Origin of the sequence: Microcoleus harperi Pol14_C6 (assembly GCF_036701295.1) — a bacterium.
Taxonomy (GTDB): domain Bacteria; phylum Cyanobacteriota; class Cyanobacteriia; order Cyanobacteriales; family Microcoleaceae; genus Microcoleus.
This window is the reverse complement of record NZ_JAUBQN010000008.1, coordinates 112,936-134,740: the sequence shown is the minus strand read 5'-3', so window position 1 is coordinate 134,740 and position 21,805 is coordinate 112,936. Positions and strand designations below refer to the sequence as shown.

General features: G+C 43.2%; 21 protein-coding genes, 1 tRNA gene and 1 pseudogene. 16 read left to right on the top strand and 7 right to left on the bottom strand.

The window, feature by feature from the left end; all coding sequences use genetic code 11:
* The first annotated feature begins 69 nt into the window (after positions 1-69).
* Positions 70-143 (top strand) — tRNA-Pro (locus QUA27_RS09000).
* A 78-nt stretch (positions 144-221) separates the two neighbouring features.
* Here the strand turns inward: QUA27_RS09000 and QUA27_RS08995 are convergent.
* The 3 genes and pseudogenes from QUA27_RS08995 to QUA27_RS27360 all read right to left on the bottom strand — a co-directional run bounded on the left by QUA27_RS08995 (position 222) and on the right by QUA27_RS27360 (position 2,895).
* Positions 222-506, bottom strand: a complete 285-nt coding sequence (locus QUA27_RS08995; protein ID WP_333067516.1) for a flagellar alpha dynein — start codon at positions 504-506, stop codon at positions 222-224.
* Between the two features lie 357 nt (positions 507-863).
* Positions 864-1,922: pseudogene (locus tag QUA27_RS08990) on the bottom strand (transposase domain-containing protein); the annotation flags it as partial.
* Between the two features lie 730 nt (positions 1,923-2,652).
* Positions 2,653-2,895 carry a transposase family protein gene (locus tag QUA27_RS27360; protein ID WP_445251488.1) on the bottom strand — a complete coding sequence of 81 codons (243 nt, stop codon included), beginning with the start codon at positions 2,893-2,895 and terminating at the stop codon, positions 2,653-2,655.
* A gap of 461 nt (positions 2,896-3,356) precedes the next feature.
* Between QUA27_RS27360 and QUA27_RS08985 the strand changes: the two genes are divergently transcribed.
* The 3 genes from QUA27_RS08985 to QUA27_RS08975 all read left to right on the top strand — a co-directional run bounded on the left by QUA27_RS08985 (position 3,357) and on the right by QUA27_RS08975 (position 5,791).
* Entirely contained in the window at positions 3,357-4,520 is a 1,164-nt protein-coding gene (locus QUA27_RS08985; RefSeq protein ID WP_333067515.1) for a baeRF3 domain-containing protein, read from the top strand.
* Between the two features lie 18 nt (positions 4,521-4,538).
* Positions 4,539-5,231, top strand: coding sequence for an SRPBCC family protein (locus QUA27_RS08980; protein ID WP_333067514.1), 693 nt, complete (start codon positions 4,539-4,541; stop codon positions 5,229-5,231).
* 185 nt (positions 5,232-5,416) lie between these two features.
* Complete coding sequence (locus QUA27_RS08975; protein ID WP_333067513.1) at positions 5,417-5,791, top strand: signal peptidase I; 375 nt, start codon at positions 5,417-5,419, stop codon at positions 5,789-5,791.
* Here the strand turns inward: QUA27_RS08975 and galK are convergent.
* Positions 5,781-6,860 carry a galactokinase gene (gene galK / locus QUA27_RS08970; protein ID WP_333067512.1) on the bottom strand — a complete coding sequence of 360 codons (1,080 nt, stop codon included), beginning with the start codon at positions 6,858-6,860 and terminating at the stop codon, positions 5,781-5,783. The two genes, QUA27_RS08975 and galK, sit on opposite strands and share 11 nt — an antisense overlap.
* Positions 6,861-7,137: 277 nt before the next feature.
* Here galK and rsmA point away from each other — a divergent pair, with 277 nt between their 5' ends.
* Complete coding sequence (rsmA, locus tag QUA27_RS08965) at positions 7,138-7,959, top strand: 16S rRNA (adenine(1518)-N(6)/adenine(1519)-N(6))-dimethyltransferase RsmA (RefSeq protein ID WP_333067511.1); 822 nt, start codon at positions 7,138-7,140, stop codon at positions 7,957-7,959.
* A 126-nt stretch (positions 7,960-8,085) separates the two neighbouring features.
* On the opposite strand, the gene QUA27_RS08960 is transcribed toward rsmA, so the two are convergent.
* Positions 8,086-9,612: a sensor histidine kinase gene (locus tag QUA27_RS08960; RefSeq protein WP_333067510.1), complete on the bottom strand. Its 1,527-nt coding sequence runs from the start codon at positions 9,610-9,612 to the stop codon at positions 8,086-8,088.
* Positions 9,613-9,702: 90 nt separating this feature from the next.
* On the opposite strand from QUA27_RS08960, the gene ispE reads away from it, so the two are divergent.
* The 10 genes from ispE (at position 9,703) to QUA27_RS08910 (ending at position 18,517) form a co-directional block, all read left to right on the top strand.
* On the top strand, positions 9,703-10,680 hold the full coding sequence (gene ispE, locus QUA27_RS08955) for a 4-(cytidine 5'-diphospho)-2-C-methyl-D-erythritol kinase (protein ID WP_333067508.1): 978 nt from the start codon (positions 9,703-9,705) through the stop codon (positions 10,678-10,680).
* Between the two features lie 183 nt (positions 10,681-10,863).
* Entirely contained in the window at positions 10,864-11,217 is a 354-nt protein-coding gene (locus tag QUA27_RS08950; RefSeq protein ID WP_333067507.1) for a DUF3082 domain-containing protein, read from the top strand.
* A gap of 75 nt (positions 11,218-11,292) precedes the next feature.
* Entirely contained in the window at positions 11,293-11,919 is a 627-nt protein-coding gene (locus QUA27_RS08945) for a DUF488 domain-containing protein (protein WP_333067506.1), read from the top strand.
* The gene (locus QUA27_RS08940; protein ID WP_333067505.1) at positions 11,897-12,349 is read left to right on the top strand and encodes a DUF488 domain-containing protein; all 453 of its coding nucleotides are present in this window, start codon (positions 11,897-11,899) and stop codon (positions 12,347-12,349) included. The genes QUA27_RS08945 and QUA27_RS08940 overlap by 23 nt, the downstream gene beginning before the upstream one ends.
* Positions 12,350-12,407: 58 nt before the next feature.
* Positions 12,408-13,088, top strand: a complete 681-nt coding sequence (locus QUA27_RS08935) for a dual OB domain-containing protein (RefSeq protein WP_333067504.1) — start codon at positions 12,408-12,410, stop codon at positions 13,086-13,088.
* A gap of 105 nt (positions 13,089-13,193) precedes the next feature.
* A complete protein-coding gene (locus QUA27_RS08930; protein WP_333067502.1) occupies positions 13,194-13,937 on the top strand; it encodes a hypothetical protein in 744 nt (247 codons plus the stop codon).
* A gap of 1,259 nt (positions 13,938-15,196) precedes the next feature.
* The gene (locus QUA27_RS27355) at positions 15,197-15,352 is read left to right on the top strand and encodes an IS1/IS1595 family N-terminal zinc-binding domain-containing protein (RefSeq protein ID WP_445251487.1); all 156 of its coding nucleotides are present in this window, start codon (positions 15,197-15,199) and stop codon (positions 15,350-15,352) included.
* Between the two features lie 619 nt (positions 15,353-15,971).
* Positions 15,972-16,571, top strand: a complete 600-nt coding sequence (locus QUA27_RS08920) for a class I SAM-dependent methyltransferase (RefSeq protein WP_333067501.1) — start codon at positions 15,972-15,974, stop codon at positions 16,569-16,571.
* A 408-nt stretch (positions 16,572-16,979) separates the two neighbouring features.
* Positions 16,980-17,621 carry an isochorismate family cysteine hydrolase YcaC gene (gene ycaC, locus QUA27_RS08915; RefSeq protein ID WP_333067500.1) on the top strand — a complete coding sequence of 214 codons (642 nt, stop codon included), beginning with the start codon at positions 16,980-16,982 and terminating at the stop codon, positions 17,619-17,621.
* A gap of 314 nt (positions 17,622-17,935) precedes the next feature.
* The gene (locus tag QUA27_RS08910) at positions 17,936-18,517 is read left to right on the top strand and encodes a putative antibiotic biosynthesis monooxygenase (RefSeq protein WP_333067499.1); all 582 of its coding nucleotides are present in this window, start codon (positions 17,936-17,938) and stop codon (positions 18,515-18,517) included.
* Positions 18,518-18,808: 291 nt separating this feature from the next.
* Here the strand turns inward: QUA27_RS08910 and QUA27_RS08905 are convergent, their stop codons facing one another.
* Positions 18,809-19,786: a heme o synthase gene (locus tag QUA27_RS08905; protein ID WP_333067572.1), complete on the bottom strand. Its 978-nt coding sequence runs from the start codon at positions 19,784-19,786 to the stop codon at positions 18,809-18,811.
* A gap of 121 nt (positions 19,787-19,907) precedes the next feature.
* Positions 19,908-20,822: a COX15/CtaA family protein gene (locus tag QUA27_RS08900; protein WP_333067498.1), complete on the bottom strand. Its 915-nt coding sequence runs from the start codon at positions 20,820-20,822 to the stop codon at positions 19,908-19,910.
* Positions 20,823-21,395: 573 nt separating this feature from the next.
* Here QUA27_RS08900 and QUA27_RS08895 point away from each other — a divergent pair.
* On the top strand, positions 21,396-21,575 hold the full coding sequence (locus QUA27_RS08895) for a hypothetical protein (RefSeq protein WP_333067497.1): 180 nt from the start codon (positions 21,396-21,398) through the stop codon (positions 21,573-21,575).
* The last annotated feature ends 230 nt before the right edge of the window (positions 21,576-21,805 follow it).

Here is a 21,805-nt window from a genome sequence, read left to right as displayed (position 1 = left end):
AAATCATTATATACGAGCTTGCTAAATTTTAACTTGAATGTGATAAGGTTAAAATATAGTGACTAATTTCGGGATGTAGCGCAGCTTGGTAGCGCACCTCGTTCGGGACGAGGGGGTCGCAGGTTCAAATCCTGTCATCCCGATTGACTTTAACTCTTTACAGGTAAAGGATTTCAGATTTATTACTCTCTAGGATATTCCATTTTCTGCTCATCCTTAGCTCAGTCCGACTCTTCTAAGTAGCTGAGTAGCCCCAAAACTGCTTCCATGTTAGCCAAGTCTGCCCTTGACTTTTTGCGCCGCGCTTTTAACTGATTGAGCATATCGGTCGGCTCTGCAGATTCTGCAACGGTCGGAGCTGAGTTGTTATTATGTTCCAGTGAGCGCCCTGCTTCCTTGAGTTCTTGCTCCAACATCTGCACCTTCAGTCCTAAGTCGCCGTTGCGCTCGTGTAACTGATTCAGTTCTGCATCGCATTCTGTAAGCTGCTTGTTCGCCGCTTTCAATTCCTGCCTGAGCGATTCATCGTTGCCGTCACTCAGGTACTCAATTTTTCCAGCCGTTCCTCAATGGCGGCTATCCGCTCCATCACGGGGTTGTAGACACGACGCTGTTATTGTTTAGTGTGGACAAATCTGTAGACAGTGTAGACGCTGTATTAGTGTCGCCTAATGGAATACGGTTTACTTAAGGTTTGGGAGGCTTTAAGATAGTAAAAACAGGAGGATTCATTTTTATTCCAATACCTCTGTGTTTAACTTTTTTGTATTTAAATTTTGAAACAGGTTTTTTAACAACTCTTGGGTTCTTTATCTGAACTCTTTGCGGTAAAGTTGTATCAAGTATATCCAAATTCAACCAAGTTAAAAAAATGGGATTTTTTGTGGTTCTAATCGCTGATTTTTTGGGACGGCACGACGAATAACTCGTAATGTACTGGTGAAGGAAATACTTAATGGTGAAATCTCTGCACTATGCGCTGCTTGACAAATTAATGACCGTACTGCCCAGTGTCCTAATAATACACCATAAATTTATTGCACTACTTCTCTTGGTCTTTGAGAACGAATATGAGTTTGACCTAAGAGATGTACCTTGAGTTAATCAATTGTATTTTCGACTTCCCACCCTTGATGATATTCGGCATCGAGTAAGTTTACCCGAAATTTTTGACTATCCAATAAACTTGTAATCAAACGATATCTAATTTCTGCTGTTCGGTTGTTTAAGTTTTTAATTGTGTACTCGATTACTCGGATTGGTCTGGACTCAAATCATTTTTTCTGAATTGGGCTGGAGGATTAATAAAACTTAAGTAAGAAGCATCTTCTAGTTGTGTTTCGTTGAGTAATTTAACATTCGACGGAATTCTTCCTCAATAGTCACAACCGCTACTGAGCGTGGCTAAAACCATCGCGTATGAATGCAAACCACGCGCCCCCATTAACAACATTTTTTTAGTAACTGAGCGCACTAATCTTAAAGCTATTACTCCTTCTTCATCTTATATGGACATATTAAGGTATCAAATATTAAATGTGTTCCTGTTTCTAATAAAATAATTAATCTAGCTTGAGGGAACGCAGTTAGTGTACCTGGGCTGCTACCTGGACAACCAAAAACTCTGGCACTTTCATCACCCAGAAGGGATGTCGAAACAGGTTCCCTCTATTGTTACAACTCTCAATCCATTGAGCAATGCTCCTACTGTTTCAGTCGTAGCCATTGGTCGTACCAATCGATGAAACAACTATCTCATTACACTCTTGCCCTAATCTTTGTCGGGCTTTGGTAATAGCTGCTGTACAGGGAGTTTTCCAATATTTACCAGTTTTCAACCAGACTTCATTAAGACCATCTATGAGATTTTTTAGTACATCGCGTATTGAGTTTTTTGATCACAGGCTCATTGCTATGAAAAGTTTTGCGAAGCATTATCTTTTCTACTCCAACAATAATTTTCACAAAAACCACATTTAATACCTAATGTAAAGGATTTTCAATACCCCAATGGTTGCGACCTATTCACTAATATTTTGAGTGTTATTTGGTAAAATACTAATGTAATAACGAGTTTCAATATTTTTTTTTCACTATTCGCACGGATTATATCATAGCTATAATAGGAAGTTTTTCGATTTATTATCGAGATAAATTAGCTTTTGTATTTCACTGGATATTAAGGAATTTTTTATTTATGAGCGAGCGCGAGTTTTTTTTAGGGAGAATAACCTGTATATGTAAAGTAAATCCGAAAATTATTGTGTAATTGCTTTTTTAAAGAACTCTTGTACTCTGGTATACAGGGATGGCGGGTTCTCTTTTAAGGTGATTACATAATCTCTTTTTTTTGACAATTGACTTCACAATTGACCTATGGCTGCCGATACCATCAATCGGGACAATGCTTCCCTTTAATTACAATACTTTGATTAAAACATAAATTGCTGTGATTCAATTTAGACTTTTTATAAAATTTAACTAGCCCTAAAACCAATCTTTGACTTGTCGCCCAAGCACCGATCAGATGAATTGCTTTTTTATTTCCTCCCCATAGTAAGAATGGCGAAGAGTTTTGCCATCAATGGCGATTACCTCTCCTGGATTGAAGTAACTAATAGATTGAATCTAACTACAAAAAAACTTCGGAAATTACTCGGATTTGAGACGAGAAAATACTCGCACGATTGTGTCATCATGTGAATGTATGCCATTCGGTATTTGTAAAAATTTATTTAACCATTCGTATTTATACCGACCGTAACTTTCGATATCCACCCATGTATCAGCAGCGCAAATCACCGCACAAATTGAGATGGTGATAATATCAATTAATTGATGGCATCTCGTCCGTTCAAGTTTTGGATATTCTAAGTTAAAAAAATAGTCGGCAATGGTAATTTTAGGCTTGAGATTCAGAAAAACGCACTCTAATTAAATGTTTTGTAGGTACTCAATAATTATTTGCTAATATACCGTATTCTGTTAACATAAAATTTAGATGCGTTGGCCCGGGGCTGATCGAGAGGAGCTAGCAGTAAGGTATAGGCAATAAATGTTGCCCAGATCAACCTCAGAAACAGTTGTGTTTTCATTATTATTATATATAACGATTAGTTAAACCAGACTCAACTAAATTATGGTAAAGTAGCAGCTGAGTTAGCACCGTCTATCTTAGGTGATAAGCATTTCGATTGGAACAGCGGCTGCAAACCCTGTTTTAGTTCGGGGATGAAAGGCTCTACAGCAGGCGATCATTACTTTAGGCAGACGCAGGCGCCACGCCAGGGGAGATACATTTTAAAAAATCGGTTGTTTTCATTACACCACCCTTTATTAGAAAAGGAGTTTCAGGGGTGAACTTAATATCTGTAGAGGAACTCAAAGCGCTGGTACAACAATCTCCTGGATTGTGCGTCTCTATTTATATGCCAGTAGCTCAAGGAACAGAAATTCAACAAAATCCGATTGGGTTCAAAAATTTAATCAGAGAGGCTGAAGACAAAATAGTAGAGTACGGATTTGACAAAAAAGAAGCTGCCCAATTGCTAGAGCCAGTCCGAGCACAAATTGAGCAGGAAAACTTTTGGGAAAATCAAAGCAACCTGCTAGCGATTTTTGTCGGTTCGGGATTTTTCCGCTACTATACCTGTCCGGTGAATTTTGATGAATTAGTGGTTGTGAGCGACAATTTTCACGTCAAACCGCTGATGCCTTTGCTGACAGGAGATAATTTATTTTATGTTTTAGCTCTCAGTCAGAAGGAAGTGAGGCTGATTGAGTGTACGGCTTACAGTGCTCGGGAAGTTGAAGTTGAAAACTTGCCGAAAAGCCTTGATGACGCTCTGCAATATGACCCTACAGCTAAAGATGGTCAGTTTCGGATTGCTACTGCAAAGGGAGGCACTAATAATTCTTTTCAGCATCCGGGAAGTTTTCACGGTCAAAGAAGTCCCGATCAAGATGAGCGCCAGCACGAAATATTGCAGTATTTCCACATAATCGATGCGGCGCTGCACGAATATTTGCGCAATAAAAAAGCTCCTTTAGTGTTAGCTGGAGTTGAGTATGTGCTCCCGCTTTACCGAGAAGCAAATACCTACGCGCATTTAGTTGAAGAAGGAATTACAGGCAATCCGAAACTTCTCAAGCCGGAAGAGTTGCGGGCCCAAGCTTTGCCGCTGGTGGAACCTTTGTTTTTGCAGGCTCAGTCAGAGGCGATCGCACAATACCACGATCTGACAGGAAGCGATAAAATTTCTGCTGATTTGAAAGAAGCTGTTTCGGCTGCTTATTTTGGACGGGTCGATCGACTGTTTGTTGCTCTTGGCGTTCAGCAGTGGGGTAGTTTTAATCCCGATACGAACTCGGTGCAAATCCACCCCGAGGCAGAACTGGGCGACGAAGATTTGTTGAATGCCGCAGCAATTCAAACTATTCTCAACGGCGGAACTGTTTACGCGGTGCCGCCAGAAAAAGTTCCGGACGAGGCACCTTTAGCTGCTATTTTCCGCTATTAATTTACCAGGTTTAAAACAATGGAATCTACTTCAATGACAAATTCCGACAAACAAAATCAAATTAACACCGGCGATACCGAACGCTGGGCATCTTTAATTGGCGGCGGCGCGCTGGTGCTTTTTGGTTTGTCGCAGCGTTCTTTGCGAGGTGCTTTGCTGGCGGTTGCGGGCGGCGGTTTAGCGGCGCGCGGGCTGGGGGTTGTGGAGGGTTTGCAGTCTGCTGCCGATCCGAATCAAAGCATTAAAGTTGAAAAGACGGTGACGATCGACAAACCGGCTGAGGAATTGTACCGTTTATGGCGCAATTTTGAAAATTTGCCTCGGTTTATGAAGCATCTCAAACACGTTACGGTAATAGATGAAAAACGTTCTCACTGGATTGCTAGCGCGCCGATGGGCAATAGTGTGGAATGGGATGCAGAGATTGTCCGCGAAGAAGAAAATCGCTTAATTGCTTGGGCGTCTGTGGAAGGAGCGGATGTTGACAATTCGGGTTTTGTGCGCTTTCAACCGGCATCAGCGGGACGGGGTACAGAGGTAAAAGTTGTCATCGAATACAACCCTCCGGGCGGTGCAATTGGTGCTGGCGCTGCTAAACTATTTGGCGAAGCTCCCGAACAGCAAATTGCCAATGATTTACGTCGCTTTAAGCAGTTGATGGAAGCTGGGGAAATAGCGACTACGGAAGGTCAACCTTCGGGCCGCAAGTAATAAGTTAAATTACTCCCTCCGATTTAACTCACCGAAGAGCAATATTTTCAAGAACAGGCTTTCCGGCCTGTTCCACAAAGAGTGAATTTCTTGTGGGGTGGGCATCCTGCCCGCCCATAAAAAGCTTATTGAAAATGGTGCAAGATGTCCGATCTAACCATCTTTGTTGTTTACCTGATTAGCTGATGTCATCTCAAGTGATTTTCGGAAATGCGGGCGCTGAAGGTGCAAGTCGGGGCGGTTGGTTTGCGGGTCACTTTATGACGCCTGAAGATGACCCGCGATCGACTTCTGTTTTAGAGGTAAAATGGGGCGCTCACCCCGCCGGAGATTGTAGGACTCAGTGGGCGGTAAATGCGACAGCCACCACGCTTTCTATCCTGGTAAAAGGGCGGTTTCGCCTGCAATTTCCAGAGCAAGAAATCTTGCTTTCTCGCGAAGGAGATTATGCTCTCTGGCTACCGGGAGTGCCTCATTATTGGTCGGCGGATGAGGATTCGGTGATCGTGACTGTGCGCTGGCCTTCCCTGTCGGGAGATAGTTCTGGAGTTAAGAAGTAACTTTAACTTCGGGAACCAAAACGCGGCCGCTATAACCCGCGCGCTGGTAGCGATCGATCGCCTCGGATGCGATCGCACCCGCTTTCCCACTCTCCACCAGCGCTACGCAAGCACCGCCAAAACCTCCGCCCGTCAGCCTTGCGCCGAAGACTCCGGGAATTGACTGCAAGATTGCCGCCAGCGTGTCTACTGCCGGTGTCGAAACTTCGTAGTCGTCGCGCTGACTGGCATGGGAAGCATTCATTAACTCGCCAAAACGTTTGGCTGGCAAAGATTTTACCGCTTCGAGTACGCGGTTGTTTTCAGTAACCACGTGCCGCGCTCGTCTTCTGAGGGGTTCGGGCAATACTTCGACAGCTTGGGGATCGACGATATCTCTGAGAGCTTTTACCCCCAATATCCGCGCGGATTCCTCACACTCGGCGCGTCGCTGGTTGTAGCCGCTTCCTGCTGCCAGTTCGTGGCTTTCGCCACTGTCAATTATTAAAATTTCTGTGTTTGTGGGAAAAGGTATCGGGCGGCATTCGAGGCTGCGGGTGTCGATCAATAGCATGGTGTTAGTGTCTGCTAAACTCGACGCCATTTGATCCATGATGCCGCAGTTCAAGCCGGCATAGCGGATTTCGACTTGCTGTCCGATTTGAGCTAGCCGCACGTCGTCTAGGGGGAGGTTCAGCAGCGCGCGCACTCCTCTGAGGGTTGCTATTTCTAAAGCGGCGCTGCTGGACAAACCAGCTCCGATCGGTACAGTCGAGGTAATGTAGAGATTTATTGGCGGTATTTTGTATCCTTCTTTTTCTAAAAGTCTCAGGCAGCCACAAATATAACTGACGAATTTTTGCGGTATGGTATCGTCGTCTGAATAATTTATGAGTTCATCATATTCTGCTGAATAAAAATGGTGGCGATCGTCACTGCTGAAGCCGATTTGTACTGTGGTGCGCTGGGGAATCGCAGTTGGAAGTACAAATCCATCGTTGTAGTCTGTGTGTTCGCCCAGCAGGTTTACTCTGCCGGGGGCGCTGGCTGTGGTTGTGGGTAATGTACCAAATACTCGTTGGAATTTCATTTTTTGGGAAGTGGTAATTGGTTGTTGGTTATTTGTTATTGGTTATTTGTTATTGGTTATTTGGAAAAACAGCTATCCCTGTCCCCGTGACTTATGTGTTGTGCTGTTGGTAATTGGGAAGAAATAAATTTATTTTTTATCGTTTGTCCTTATTATAGTGCCCAAGTTTTTTGGTTAATTCAACCCCTGTTAACAAAAATAAACATCACCGTAGGTTGGGAAAAGTTAGTGAGCTGTGATAGAATGACAGGCTAAGATTTCTCCAAAAATTCAAAAAATGCGATCGACCCGACCCCGAAAACAGTTTGCTCAACATTGGCTCAAAAGCGAGAAAGCCTTAGATAAGATTGTGAAAGCGGCTTCTTTGGATCGCGATCGCGTCCTGGAAATTGGGCCGGGTACGGGGATTTTGACTCGGCGTTTGCTGCCTGCGGCTGAGTCTGTTGTTGCTGTGGAGATCGATCGAGATTTGTGTCTCAAACTAGCCAAACAACTCGGCAAAACCGACAATTTTTTACTGCTGCAAGGCGACATCCTGGAAATGGACTTAGAGGCTGAATTAAGGGCTTTTCCAAAATTCCAAAATCCTAATAAAGTTGTTGCCAATATTCCTTATAACATCACCGGCCCGATCCTGCAAAAACTGCTGGGAACGATATCTGTTCCTGCTGCTAAACCCTTCGATTCCATCGTGCTGTTAGTGCAGAAAGAAGTGGCCCAAAGGCTTTACGCTAAACCGGGTTCGACAGCTTTTGGCGCGCTGTCGGTGCGGGTGCAGTATTTAGCAGAATGCGAGTTAATTTGCGATGTGCCGTCTAAAGACTTTTTTCCGCCGCCAAAAGTCGATTCCGCCGTGGTGCGGCTGCTTCCCAGACAGATAGAAACTGCGGCGGTTAATCCGCGCTATTTGGAGAATTTAGTGAAGTTGGGATTTGGTAGCAAGCGCAAGATGCTGCGAAATAATTTGAAAGGGGCTGTGGATTTAGATAAACTTGTTCAAGTGCTAGAAGAGTTACAGATAAATCCTCAATCTCGCGCTGAAGATTTAAGCGTGGCTCAATGGGTAAGTTTGAGTAATAATATTATGGGCGATGTTTGAGGTTCAGGATTGTGTTAGATACAATAATTCTTAAATAATTCGGCTACCTGGGTATTTTTTTAAATCACGACTTTTCGCAGTGACTACTAACAGTTGAACGTAGGTTTTATGGGGATTCTTAAAGGTTTATTGTAGGCTAATCGGAATTTTTATAATAAATTCTGCACCTTTCCCAGGTGCAGAAATACAGTGCAATTCGCCTTTATGTCTTACTGTGATAATTTGATAGCTAATCGATAAACCTAATCCCGTGCCTTTACCTACTGGTTTAGTGGTAAAAAATGGATTAAATAACTGGTTTCTCACGGATTCTGTTATTTCGGGCCCGTTGTTGCTAATTCTGATTTCTACCCCTTGACTGTCTAAAAGTTTGGTAGAGATTTGGATGAGGTAGGGATTAGCTTCATTGGCTGCAATCGACTCGCTGTGGATGTCATCTTCTAAAGCATCAATAGCATTAGCCAGGATATTCATAAACACTTGATTTAGCTGTCCCGGGTAGCACTCTATTCGGGGTAAATTCCCATATTCTTTGATAACTTGAATATTCGCCCAATCTGGCTTAGCATTCAATCTGCTTTGCAAAATCATCAGTGTGCTGTCAATTCCTTCATGAATGTCGGCTAATTTCATTTCTGCTTCGTCATGGCGAGAAAAAATTCGCAGCGATTTGACAATACCAAAAATCCGCTCAGCGCCGTTTCTCATAGAAATTAATATTTTTGGCAGGTCAGAGATGATAAAGTCTAAATCTATAGACTCGATTTTTTCTTGAACTATTGGTAAGGGATTCGGATACTGCTCTTGATAGAGATTCACCAGTTCTAGCAAACTATTGGCATACTGGCGGGTGTGAGTAATATTGCCGTAAATAAAGTTAATCGGATTGTTGATTTCATGAGCAACCCCAGCGACTAATTGTCCTAAAGATGACATTTTTTCGCTGTGAATTAGGTTGGATTGAGCCTGCTTCAATTCAGACAATGCTTGTTCGAGCTGTTGAGTTTGAGACTTTAACTCTGCCGTGCGTTCTTCAACTCGGTTTTCTAATTCTTCTTTAGATTTTTTTAGTGCAGCTTCGGCTAATTGGCGCTCGACAATTTCCGATGCTAGGAGTTGGTTTGCCAATTCTAAATGTTGAGTTTGAGACTTTAATGCTGCGGTGCGTTCCTCAACTCTAATTTCTAATTCTTCTTTGGCTTTTTTTAGTGCAGCTTCGGCTAATTGGCGCTCGACAATTTCAGCTTCTAGGAGTCGGTTGGCGGATTCTAACTGTGCGGGGCTGGGAAGTGCTAGGGCTTGAGGCATTAAGTCTACCAAAAGTATCGCTGTAGCAAATGAAATAACGGCAGTAATTGCTTTCATTGTGCCTGAAAGCCAATAGGTAGGATGCCAAAGTGTCCAAAGTTCAAATATGTGAGTCATGCCACAGGCGACGATAAAGGCTCCAAACAGGGCAAAGATCCAATCAAAGGGCAAATCTTCCCGTTTGGAAATAAAATAAACCAATGTAATCGGGATGGAAAAATACGCGAGTGCAATGATAGAATCTGAGGCAAGGTGAAGCCAGACTAACGGGGTATGCCAGAGATAGCAGTGGCCGTGAGGAATAAATGGCCCGGAAGTAAAAAAAGTTTTCCACATTTCCTGCATAATATTTCCTTTGAGTTGTGAGAAAATGGACTCGGACTGGTGTCAATTAATTTCAACCAGGGGTTTCTTTCACCTGCGGCTTAATCACCTATGCGTTCATATTCTCTGTTAGCTTCAGCAAAAATCAATCTGTATTTGGAAATCATAGGCGATCGCCCCGACGGATATCACGAACTGGCGATGGTACTTCAAAGCATAGATTTAGCCGATCGAATTGACTTGCGCGCGATTGGTACGGATACGATTCGCGTGCGCTGCGATCACCCGCAAGTCCCTCCTGATAAGAATAACCTGGCCTACCGGGCGGCGGATTTGTTGGCGAAGCAATTCCCCGATGCTTTGGCGAAATACGGCGGTGTCGAGATTGCCATTCACAAGCAGATTCCAGTGGCGGCTGGGCTTGCCGGCGGTTCGGCAAATGCGGCTGCGGTTTTAGTCGGGATGGATTTGCTGTGGCAATTGGGACTTACTCAGTCGGAGTTGCAAGAGTTGGGGGGAACTTTGGGTTCGGATGTGCCTTTTTGCATTACTGGAGGTACGGCTTTGGCAACTGGTCGTGGGGATAAACTGTCGCCATTGCCTGATTTGGCTGGCTTTTCTGTGGTGTTGGCGAAGTACCGCAATCTCAGTATTTCTACGGCATGGGCGTATCAAACTTATCGCCAGCAGTTCAGTAGTTCGTATTGTGCAGCGGAAGATTTGGAGTGCCGCCGGGAACGGCTACATTCGGGGCCGATGGTGGGGGCGATCGCCCAAAAAGATCGATCGAAAATTGGTCAATTGCTGCACAACGATTTAGAAAAAGTTGCTTTACCTGTGTACCCGCAGGTGTTGCAGTTGCGGCAGGCTTTTGAGTCGGCGGGGGCTTTGGGAACGATGATGTCGGGTTCCGGGCCGAGCGTGTTTGCGCTGGCGGAGTCTTCAGAGCAGGCTCAGCAGGTTTTGGAACGGGTTAAAAGTGCGATCGCTTCTCCAGATTTGGATTTTTGGGTAGCACAGTTTAGCAATAGTGGGATTCGGATTTTTTCGGAGGGAAACGAGACGAAACAGCCGATTTCGAGGGTGTAACTCGAAGAGGGTGCGATCGCCATTGCCCGTTAAACCTGTCTAACAGCCGAGGGTCAAGATGAATCTAACTTTTCGCAGAGTCTATTGGGATCGAAGAACTGATAATATGTCATGCAACACCGATTTTAGTTTTGGTAAATTAACCAGAAATCTAAAATCTAAAATCTAAAATCTAAAATCGCCATGACTGATTTAACTAATCCAAATTCTACTTCTAAACCTCTGAGTTCGGCTGGAGATGCAACCTCTGCATCTTCCACGCCGCCGACGATTTTGCGGTGCGTGATTGGTTCGCTGATCGCGGGCGGGTTTTCGGCGGCTTTGTACGCGCTAACTTTGTCGATCGTCCAAACTTTTGCAAATGCGCCCATTCATTCTGACAATGTGACTGCGATTAATATTGGCGCGGCTGTACGAACTTTAGTAATGGGAATTGTGGCTTTGGGTGCGGGCGTTTTTGCTTTTGCATCTTTGGGTTTGATGCTGCTGGCTGTGCAAATTGTAATTCAAAAGTTGCTAAAGAAACCTACAGCTTGAAGTCTACCAATTGCGAGAACTGGGCTGCCCAAACTTTCATCTGCAAAGCAAAGACTGCATACTAAGATCGAAGCAATGGAATTATTTACGATCGGACACTCCAATCTGAGTATTGAAGCGTTTGTTTTGCTACTTCAACAACACGAAATTACGGCGGTTGCGGACGTACGGTCGCATCCGTTTAGCCGCTATTTACCTCACTTTAATAAATCGGAAATTACAGTTTCTCTGTCAAGAGCCGGTATTCAATATATTTTTTTAGGCAAAGAGTTGGGCGCCAGACCCGAAGATTTAAGCTGTTACGATACTAGCGGTAAAGCTTTATATGATCGCATAGCAGCAACTTCTCTATTTTCCCAAGGAATTCAGCGCTTGCTCAAAAGCGCAGCCAATTATAAAATAAGTTTAATGTGTGCGGAAAAAGACCCGATTACTTGTCATCGGACTATTTTAGTCTGCCACAAAGTCAGAGAATTTAATTTACAAATTAATCACATTCTGTCAAATGGCAATTTAGAATCGCACCAGCATTTAGAAGAAAGACTTTTGAGCAAGTTTAACAAAGGAAAAAAAAATAATGAGCCAATTCAGCTAAGCTTGTTTGAATTAGAGCCTCAAGTTAAACAGGAAATAGTTGATTTAGAAACAGCTTATTATCGTCACGGATTGGAAATCGCTTATGTCAGCAAAGAAAGCAATTAATTTATTTACAATTGGTTTTACTCAAAAAAGCGCCGAGCAGTTTTTTGATACTTTGATGAAAGCGGGAGTCCGCAGGGTGATAGATACGCGGCTGAATAATATGTCGCAGTTGGCGGGTTTTGCTAAGCGGAAAGATTTAGAGTATTTTTTGCGAACAATTGGCAATATTGAGTACGTTCACCTTCTGGATTTAGCGCCGACTCCAGATATTTTGGATGATTATAAAAAGAAAAAGGGAGATTGGGATGTTTATGAACAGAAGTTTTTGGAGTTAATGGGCGACAGACAAATTGAACACAAGATTTCATCAGATATTTTAGACGGCGGGTGTCTGCTTTGTAGCGAACCAAAAGCTCATAATTGTCACCGCCGCTTAGTTGCTGAATATCTCAGCGAGAAGTGGAAAAATGTCACAATTAATCATCTTTGATTTATTGAAAAAATTAGATTATTGTGGGATGAATATAAAATATAAAATATAAAATCGAATGACTCGGATAATTTGTCTCGCTAATTCCTGGAAACACGGCGACAGGTGCATCGCCGGAATTAATGAACTTCAAGGTAAGTGGGTGCGTCCTGTTTCCGACTTACCAGATGGTAAAATCCCTAAAGAAATGCTGCAGATAAACCGATTTGAACCCGCGTTGTTAGATGTTCTAGAAATTCCTCTGGCACCGACGGGACCGGACTTTGGCTTTGCGTGTGAAAATCTTTCTGTTTTACCGGGAGAATGGCGGCAAGTAGGGAAGGTTCTGCCAGCATATTTGCTGAAATATTGCAATAGTCAAGAATATATTTTGCACAACCATTTGCCATATGTTACGGTGGAATATATGCAGTCTTTGCCAATGTGTGATCGCCTAACTTTGCAATTAGTCAAAGCAGTAAGATTTACGGTAAACGAGCCAATTAAAAGAAAGGAAGGTGGTAATAAATGGAAGGGATCTATTGTCACGCAGCCTGGTCAAACATTGACTGCAACAATTACCGATCCGGTGTTTATTAGAAATTTAGAATTGGGGTATCGACCGCAAAAAGCTTGTTTGGCAACAGTGAGTTTGAGTATGCCTTGGCGGCCCGATGATTGGCAGGGAGATGATCCTTGTTGGAAGTTGATTGCGGGTGTAGTAGAGTTGCCGGAAGATGTTGTTGATGAGGAAATTTAGTTTTGACCAAAATGGGCTATCGATTATTTATTTCTTTTTATTTTCCGCAAAAACTCTGTTCGTGCTATAATTCTGCGGGACTATAGCAGAACGGGGTGCTTTTTGATGAAAGCAGAATTTTATTTTGACTGTCACAAATATATTTGCAGTTTAGTTCAAGTAGATTTTGTCAAAGAATTAAAAATAAAAAATCATCAAGGTTTTGTTTTGGCTGTTAAGCAAGGAGAAAAGATTGGACTTTTGGGGAAAAGCCGCCATAATGCTAAACAAGTTGATGTATCTAAGCCGCATTTTTATAATGTAATTAAAGCTGCTATGAGCGCTTTGGAATTAGAAACTAAAAATGAGGTAATATTAGAGAGAAATCGAACTATTGCTGATGCAGAAGAAATGATGCAGCAGCAAAATCGAGAAATTCGCGTTCTCAACGAACAGATTAGAATGCTTGGAACTAAGGTTGAGGAATTGTCAAGGGAAAAGCAGCAGTTATCCATGCAGTTAATAGAAAAGGAAATCAGAGAAACTGAAATTAGTCAAGAAATTGATAACTTTCCTGCTATCGAGGAAGATTTACCGGCGGCGCAAATTGAGCAGGGGATGGGAGAAGCTGAAATTAGTCAAGAAATTGCACAATTTCCGATTCAAACTTCCGGTTTGGACGTGCAGTTAATAAAAAATATACCGGATTCTGAAGGAATTGATGAAAAGGAAAAAATGACCGAAAGCGATGTTAAAAGTGTGACTTTAGAATCTTTAGAATTTGGAGAAGAAGTAGAATTTGCGGGAGGCGAAACAGAAATTAAGCGACTGTCTAAAAAAGGTTCCCAGAGAAGGATGAGAAAGAAATAATGATGATATATTTTTTCTAGAGTGTGACCCGCTAGTTATAGCAAAAGTGTGCGCCATATACACGCTCAATATAGAGTTTATGCGTATCTAATGTGCATCTTCTATTCCTCGCTATTTGACAAAGTTTCTGTAATTATTGTCCGAAATCAACTGACGGCTGCTCTTTGTCCGATCGCCCTGCTTTGTTCAATAAATCCAGGTACTTCTGTGAGCGGCAAGAATAGAAAAGCTAAACTTTGAGCAGCACGATCGTATTTTATCTCTACAAGCTGATATAGTTATAAGGTTTGCCCGCACTATCTTCAAAGTTAGGCAACGCTACGGGAAGAATAGATTGTGAACCTATTTATAGAATAATTTGTGTAGTCTGACTCTACACCGAAATCCGGCGGCTGGTCTGTTTCTAACTCAATATTTTTGCTTCTGACTAAAGCTTAAGTCGGTATGTAGAAACAGGTATCCAGTTTGATTTCGAGAAGCTGATTTTTACTGGATGAAATTAGGGTATAGAGGCGGAAGATAGGCAATAATGTAAAGTTTGGTGAGAAAATTCAAAACTTGTGCTATTTCCCACATTTTTTCCAGGGAGATGTGCTGGAGTCCAAAAATATGATATAAGCCACTTTCTGCAGATATGACTCCCGATTACTAATTATTTTGAAAAAACTAATATAAAAATTTTTTCTGGCTGGATTTTGGGTATTAAATGTGGTTTTTGTGAAGATTATTAGGGGATTATAAAAAATAACGCTCCGCAAAACTTTGCTATGATTACCCACCTCTCGCTCAATCTTTTGAATCAATAAAACACCTCAAAAGAAAAGCATAAAATAAGCGACTTAGAGCGGGATAGGATGATGAGTATTTGACTAATATTCTCGCTGCTTCAGCCAATTAAATTCTCACACTTTACTCATTGCTGACTACTATACAAGGTGTAAACAGTGATTTTCAGCTTTTTCTTATCTAAAACTATGCAGCTAGTAACAACCACCATTAATCAGTTACCATTTTCTCTAAAACATCCTTACCAAGAGTGTCTGTAACTTCTAACAATGGTAAATTTATCTCAAACTATACTCACCGATGGTGAACAGTCTTCAATAAAATGCGTTCCCCCTGTGCACCGTCCTCTGCCACAATAGGCAATCGAAATCCCCAATTTCCCACTGACAGTCAGAAATTAAAACATTGAAAAATTTGGTAGTGTTAAAGATGTAATGATATAGGAGTAAAGTTTATTTCCTTGTCGTCTCCTCATCCCTGCCTGTCCAACCTGGGCCTTTTCCCGAAGTGTCAAAAATGGCCGCATCCACAACGGTAAACAGCGATTTAAGTGTCATGATTTTGGGCGGCAATTTGCTCTTGCATCCTCAGAAAAAGGTGATCCATCGAGCAACCCGGCAATTGATTGACCACTTGTTGGTGGAACGCATTTCCCTGGCGGGCATTGCCCGTGCGGTGCAGGTGTTTGAGCAATGGCTACTTTCCCGAAGTCAATGAGAAATATGCTCTTAGTGTCACACCAAGTCCCAGCGACAGCCAAAAAAAAGGGAGGTTAAGGATCAGCGTGTGATAAGTTGTGGTATAAGTGTGAACAATAAAGGAAACAATTAGTGGGTCTGGTTAGTTCGTGATGCAGATACCCGTGAAATTGTCGGTGTTTGTATTGACGCACGGCATGAAGCGGCAGCAAGCGCAATTGTAGCATTCATTGCCTCCGATTTACCGCCAGTGTGCGGTTGCTTACACTGATTTCTAGGCAGCATATGGGGCAGTGGTACGCCCGCAATCCACATCAGGGGGTCGGGAAAGAGAGTGGTAAGAAAAGTTACATTTAGCGGTTTTACAACACGTTACGGTAGCGTGTTTCTCGCTTGGTGAGAAAAACCTTGTCATTTTCAAAGTCATTAGACAATCATTACTTGTTTAGGACTAGCGAAAGCGTTAGGGGCCTGGGTGTAATCTGTGCTTAGCGTGGAGAAAGATTTTAATTGTCCTGAAAATGTCGATCGACACTTATGAGGTCACTCTATGGAGCCAAATGATACATCGACCCGCTACGACCGAATTGCCCAATGGTGGCAAACTGAGCATCAAGATTCAACCTACGGGATTGCCCAATTAGAAAGGGCGATCAAATTTACTTCTAAGCAGCACGCAGCACTTGATGTCGGGTGTGGAAGCAGCGGACGTTTTATCAAAAGCTTATCCAAGCATGGATTTCAGCCTGAAGGACTTGATATTTCTAGGGAAATGATCGATTTAGCCCAGCGTCTACATCCAGAAATCACGTTTTACCGGGAAGACATTTGTGATTGGCTGCCGCCGAAACTTTACAGCCTGATTGCAGCGTGGGATAGCACGTTTCATCTGCCAATCAACCAGCAAGCGCCTGTGATACAAAAGCTATGCGATGCGCTTGAACCCAATGGAGTCATCCTGTTCACTTGTGGCGGCGGACATACAAGCAGCGAGGTTTCGGGAGCATTTCAAGGTCAAGATTTTGATTACAGCACTTTGGGTGTAGATACTTTTCTGCAAATCCTGGTTGAGCATCATTGCACCTGCCGCCATCTCGAATATGACCAGTATCCTGAAAATCATGTTTATATCATTGCCCAAAAGACCTAATTTATCATTCGCACGATTAAGCTGTGGGATGTCGCAACTGGGGGCTGTGTTAGGACGTTGATGGGCGATCGGCGGTATGAAGGCATGAATATTCAAGGGGCAACTGGATTGACGATCACTCAAAAATCGACATTGAAAGCGTTAGGGGCGTTGGTGTAACGTGTGTCGAGATTAGGGCGATCGCGTTAACTCAGCGCTTAACTTGCCGATCTTGAGTGGTGAAATTTGGTAAGATTTTGCAAACTGAGTTCATGCCGCAACAGGTTACGCCATAAGCCATTTAGAAAAAATAGACGTTTCGCTTTTAGTAAGGAAGCACATTTAATTGGTACAACTCAAGGCTTTCTGATTCTTGACTCCATTCGGCAATTCCTCATTAACCCATAACCCAAATAGGAGAAATACCTGATGTCTACATTCAAATACAACCGTTTAGACAAGAATAATGCTGCGGTTCTGCTGGTCGATCATCAAACTGGACTGTTCTCACTTGTGCGTGATATTGGTGCCGCCGACTTCAAAAATAATGTGCTGGCGCTGGCAAGCGCAGCCAAATTTTTCAACCTGCCTACAATTTTGACAACTAGCTTTGAGCAAGGCCCCAATGGAGTCCTCATCCCTGAACTGAAGGAGAAATTTCCAGATGCTCCCTTTATTCCGCGTCCCGGACAAATCAACGCTTGGGACAACGAGGACTTTGTTAAAGCAGTAGAAGCAACAGGTAAAAAGCAATTGATTATTGCCGGAATTGTCACGGATGTATGTGTTACTTTTTGTGCGCTTTCGGCATTGGAGGCAGGTTATGAGGTTTTTGTTGTCACCGATGCCTCTGGAACCTTCGATGAAGCCTGTCGCTATGCAGCTTGGGATCGAATGTCTCGTGCTGGAGTTCAGTTGGTGAATTGGTTTAGCGTTGTGTGTGAATTGCACCGTGACTGGCGCAACGATATTGAAGGACTGGGTAGTCTATTAGCAGAGTTTATTCCTGACTACAAAAATCTGATGACCAGCTATGCAGCAAACGCAAATGCTGGATCTCCCAATAAGTAGTGAGAAAGCGCCTACTTTATTTATCTCCTGTGTAACGGAGTTAATATTGTCATCGTTAGGTTATGAATTTTAGGTGGAACGTAGCGGTGACAACTACTTGGTTGTAAGTCACGTATAGGGTGTTTTTAATAGCTCTTACGTCAAAGATTGTAAGTATTTTTCTAGTCATTTCATCTCATGCCCAACCTTCGCTATCGCATTCGTTAATTTCGCTTCTGTTTCAAGAATTGCTGGCGAAAATTGCCGAGCAATTTGGTGTCTCTAGGGTAGTTGTTCAGAATAAAAATTTTCTCTTAGTTAATTATCTAAATTCTATGTTGGAAGAACCGTTGGCAAGCAATACCAGTGAAGACAACTATCTAGTCACCGCTGTGATCTCTCATGTAGTGAAACCGGGGCGCGACGAAGGTTACGAAGCATGGTTTCATGGCATCGCCGCAGATGCACGAAAATTCAAGGGACATCTGGGTGTCAGCACTATTCGACCCCAGCATCACGCTCATCCTGAGTATGTGGTCATTCTCAAGTTCGATTGCTACGACAATCTTAAGACCTGGCTTGAATCTGATATTCGGCGAGAGTGGATTGAGCGATTGCAGCCCTTGATTGAAAAGCCAGAAGATATTCAAACCCTGACCGGATTGGAAACATGGTTTACGCTGCCCAATAAATCGATGAAGGCTCCACCCCCTCGCTACAAAATGGCGTTAGTTACATGGTTGGGAGTGTTTGTTACCATTTCTATTCTCAATCGTTTGCTGGTACCGCTACTATCAGGGCTTCCTGCCTTGCTCACATCTCTGACGATCACAGGTCTCACTGTTATATTGCTCACCTATTTGGTCATGCCACGCTTAACACAATTATTTCGCAAATGGTTGTATCCCATTCCCTAAAGTTAGCTTACTCTGGCCTTTAGGCACGGAGCTTTAGCCTCAGATTTGAGCGCGATCGGAAAGAGAGACAATTGTCTCTGTAGTTGGCAATTCATCCCCGGAATTTGGGGAGGGAGCATCTCAATGAAAGCAGCCCAGCTAGAAATTGGAGGCAGGAGACAGGAGGAAAGAGGCAGAAGAAGTGTTTTTACAAATATGAGATGCTCCCGAATGGCGAGCCCTATTTTACCATAAACAAACAAAACCCGCTAGAGGCGGGCTTCATTTTAAGAATGTCAATTTAACTCATTACTACATTACAACTGCACTAATCAAAGTTTGCACATTTTCTACAAGAGCAGTAGTGAAATTATGAGTCACAGGCAAACTGTCAACCACTATTCCAGCGCACAATAGCATCAAGTACAGAATAGAGTATTTAAAGAGCGATCGCGCCACAATCTTATCCTCTGGAGTCTGCAACAGCAACCAAGCTTTTTGGGCAAAAATAGCACCGAGGAAAATAGCTGTCCCCGCATACACCGCACCCGCTAAATTTAGGGGATAAACTAGCAGCAAAGTGGCAGGAATCATCAATAGCGTGTAAATCCAAATTTGGCGGGCGGTGGCTTCGTCGCCCTCAATTACAGGTAACATCGGGACGCCTACTTCCTTGTATTCGTCACGAATCATCATTGCTAATGCCCAAAAATGCGGCGGTGTCCAGAGGAAGATAATGCCAAACAGCAGCCACGCACCCCAACTCAAATCTCCTGTAACGGCAGCCCACCCAACTAGCGGAGGAATTGCCCCTGCTGCACCGCCGATGACGATGTTTTGCACGCTGTGACGCTTCAGCCAATGGGTGTAAATTAAGACGTAGAAAACGATGCCTGACATTGCTAGCAATGCAGCTAATAAGTTGGCAACAACTGTCAGCAATGTAAAAGATATTGTAGCTAGGGCGATCGCAAATATCAAAGCATCGCGCTTCTTGACACGCCCCGAAGGAATCGGCCGCCACCGGGTGCGCTCCATAATATAATCGATGTCGCTGTCGTAGACACAATTAATCGTATTCGCCGACGCAGAAGCTAAAGCACCTCCAGTAATAGTTGATACCAGTAATAGCGGATCTACCTCTCCTTTGGCGGCCATCCACATTCCTGCTGAGGTAGTGATTAGTAGCAGTAAAATAATTCTGGGTTTTGTTAGTTGATAGTAACTTTTCACAACTTGCGAAAAGTTTTCGTGGAGGCGGGGCCTGTCGTTGGTAAGGATTTCTTGCATCGGTTGTAAGCTGTTAGTAATTATTTGTGAATTCGTCATTAGTCATTAGGTTGTAGGGGCGAGTTTTACGAGAAATATTTGGTGTAGCTACAAGGATTAATAAACCCGCCGCTTCTTACTCTCAAGCTGATAAAACTCGATCGCGCCAAGCTAAAACACTAAAAGCTATCAGGGTTCCCAGCAAAGCAGCACCGACTGCTTGGTGGGCGACTGTCAGCGGTTCTACCTGAAGGTGCAGCCGGAAAGTTGCTAATCCTAAAACTAATTGAGCAATTAGGCAAACACTCGCCCAATGAGCCAGTTTTCGCAAGTTTGGACTCAGTGCAGGCTGCCGCCAAGCCATGACTGCTACGGCTAAAGTCGCTGCGGTAGCGGGTACGATACCGGCGATGTGGCTGTTCATTACCGAGCACAATTCTGAGGAATCCAAACATTGGTGCAGTGCCCATCTAGAGCCTACTAATGCTCCTAGCAAACTTTGCAGGTAAACTAATAATGCTGCGATCGAACTTACCCAAGCTAATTTGCCGACATTTCCTGTAGCTTCGTAGGGAGTCAGCATGAAACCGATGACTAGCAGGGCGCCAAAAAATAGTAAAGCTGTTCCCAAGTGAGCAGTAACGATGTCAAATCTCAGCAGTTGTGTTACTGTCAAGCCGCCCAATACGCCCTGAAAAACGATTAAAAATAGTGCTCCGGCGCTCGCCCAAGGCAGCCATTTTGGCAGGCGGCTGCGGTAAAACAAAGATAGTCCTAAAAGTGCGATCGCGCTTAAGCCAATTGCCGCTGCGTCCAACCGGTGGAACCACTCCAGAAATACCTGCAAATTCATTTGCGCTGCAGGTATTAATTGACCGTAGCACAGTGGCCAGTCGGGGCAAGCGAGCCCCGCATTCATGACTCGCGTGGCGCTGCCTACAGCCATTAACAGCCAGGTTGCGATCGCAATTTTCCACACTAGGCCGCGGATAATATCTTTTGGCTGCCACTGCACTCCTGCTGCTGCGTTTGGCTGATTTAAAACTGAGTTTGCCATGGAATTTACCTTAGCCTTTGTTATCGATCGAACTTAATTAAATATCGAGGTTTTGCTTTGACTGAGCTTAGCCTAGCTTAACACTCTTTTTCTCTGACCAACCGTCATTTTTACTACCTTAGCGACACTTTTATCCAATTAGTTTGTCTTTATAATTTTTTCAACTTTCTTCTTTATATTACAAAAGATGTCCTTTATTTTGTCAAACTTAAAAAAACTTTAATCTTTCCCCGCCCCTGGATAATTAAAAACTCCCCCGCTGTCGAGACTCCCCGGGAAAATAAAGATATAATTAAGAAAAATAATTTAGGTGATGATTGTGATAAGAGGGACTCAAAAATGTTTACAAAAAGCTAAACAACATAAAAAAACCTATAAAGTAGGATTCTCAGCAAACTATATTGAGCTGATTGTTCTACCCTAGTAGTGAAGTATGACTGCAGATAAAACTGCTGTCAACAAGTTAAGCAAGTTATAAGCCAGCGACTCTTTACTCCAGGCTTCGTAGCGGCGAGCAAGCTGTTCAAGGATGGAAAAAAACAAGAGAAATGCCAGATTCCCTGTTGGCCCTAGTTGGCTGCAAGCGATCGCATTCCACCGATCGCAGACTTAGGAGACGCGGTGCCTGAAACAGCACCAGAAATCACACCAGAAATGGCTCCCACCCCCAGCAGCGCCAAATACGGTAAAGGAGCCAAACCCTCAGAGACGGGACAATCCCCAGGTATCACAGTCAACCTCAGCGGGATCTAAGCTGCTACACAGCTAGATTCTATAATATCCAGATCAAATAAATTAACAACTGCTAAAATATAGGTATATGTCAGCCCACAATCATCTATCTCAAGTATGAGAATTAGCATAATTGCTACATAAATTATTAAATGAAAGAGAACTTGTTATTAAATGCTTTACATCCCATACATTGCTCGTTGCCGAACTTCCTAAGTCGTTGAATCTAAAACCTAAAATCTAAAATTCTG

Coding starts and splice junctions, on each gene's coding strand:
- QUA27_RS08980 (WP_333067514.1), top strand. CDS start 4,539: ATGGAATCTACTTCAATGACAAATTCCGACAAACAAAATCAAATTAAC.
- QUA27_RS08920 (WP_333067501.1), top strand. CDS start 15,972: ATGGAGCCAAATGATACATCGACCCGCTACGACCGAATTGCCCAATGG.
- QUA27_RS08950 (WP_333067507.1), top strand. CDS start 10,864: ATGACTGATTTAACTAATCCAAATTCTACTTCTAAACCTCTGAGTTCG.
- QUA27_RS08975 (WP_333067513.1), top strand. CDS start 5,417: ATGTCATCTCAAGTGATTTTCGGAAATGCGGGCGCTGAAGGTGCAAGT.
- QUA27_RS08935 (WP_333067504.1), top strand. CDS start 12,408: ATGACTCGGATAATTTGTCTCGCTAATTCCTGGAAACACGGCGACAGG.
- QUA27_RS08960 (WP_333067510.1), bottom strand. CDS start 9,612: ATGCAGGAAATGTGGAAAACTTTTTTTACTTCCGGGCCATTTATTCCT.
- QUA27_RS08940 (WP_333067505.1), top strand. CDS start 11,897: ATGTCAGCAAAGAAAGCAATTAATTTATTTACAATTGGTTTTACTCAA.
- QUA27_RS08910 (WP_333067499.1), top strand. CDS start 17,936: ATGTTGGAAGAACCGTTGGCAAGCAATACCAGTGAAGACAACTATCTA.
- ispE (WP_333067508.1), top strand. CDS start 9,703: ATGCGTTCATATTCTCTGTTAGCTTCAGCAAAAATCAATCTGTATTTG.
- QUA27_RS08900 (WP_333067498.1), bottom strand. CDS start 20,822: ATGGCAAACTCAGTTTTAAATCAGCCAAACGCAGCAGCAGGAGTGCAG.
- ycaC (WP_333067500.1), top strand. CDS start 16,980: ATGTCTACATTCAAATACAACCGTTTAGACAAGAATAATGCTGCGGTT.
- rsmA (WP_333067511.1), top strand. CDS start 7,138: ATGCGATCGACCCGACCCCGAAAACAGTTTGCTCAACATTGGCTCAAA.
- QUA27_RS08930 (WP_333067502.1), top strand. CDS start 13,194: ATGAAAGCAGAATTTTATTTTGACTGTCACAAATATATTTGCAGTTTA.
- QUA27_RS08945 (WP_333067506.1), top strand. CDS start 11,293: ATGGAATTATTTACGATCGGACACTCCAATCTGAGTATTGAAGCGTTT.
- galK (WP_333067512.1), bottom strand. CDS start 6,860: ATGAAATTCCAACGAGTATTTGGTACATTACCCACAACCACAGCCAGC.
- QUA27_RS08905 (WP_333067572.1), bottom strand. CDS start 19,786: ATGCAAGAAATCCTTACCAACGACAGGCCCCGCCTCCACGAAAACTTT.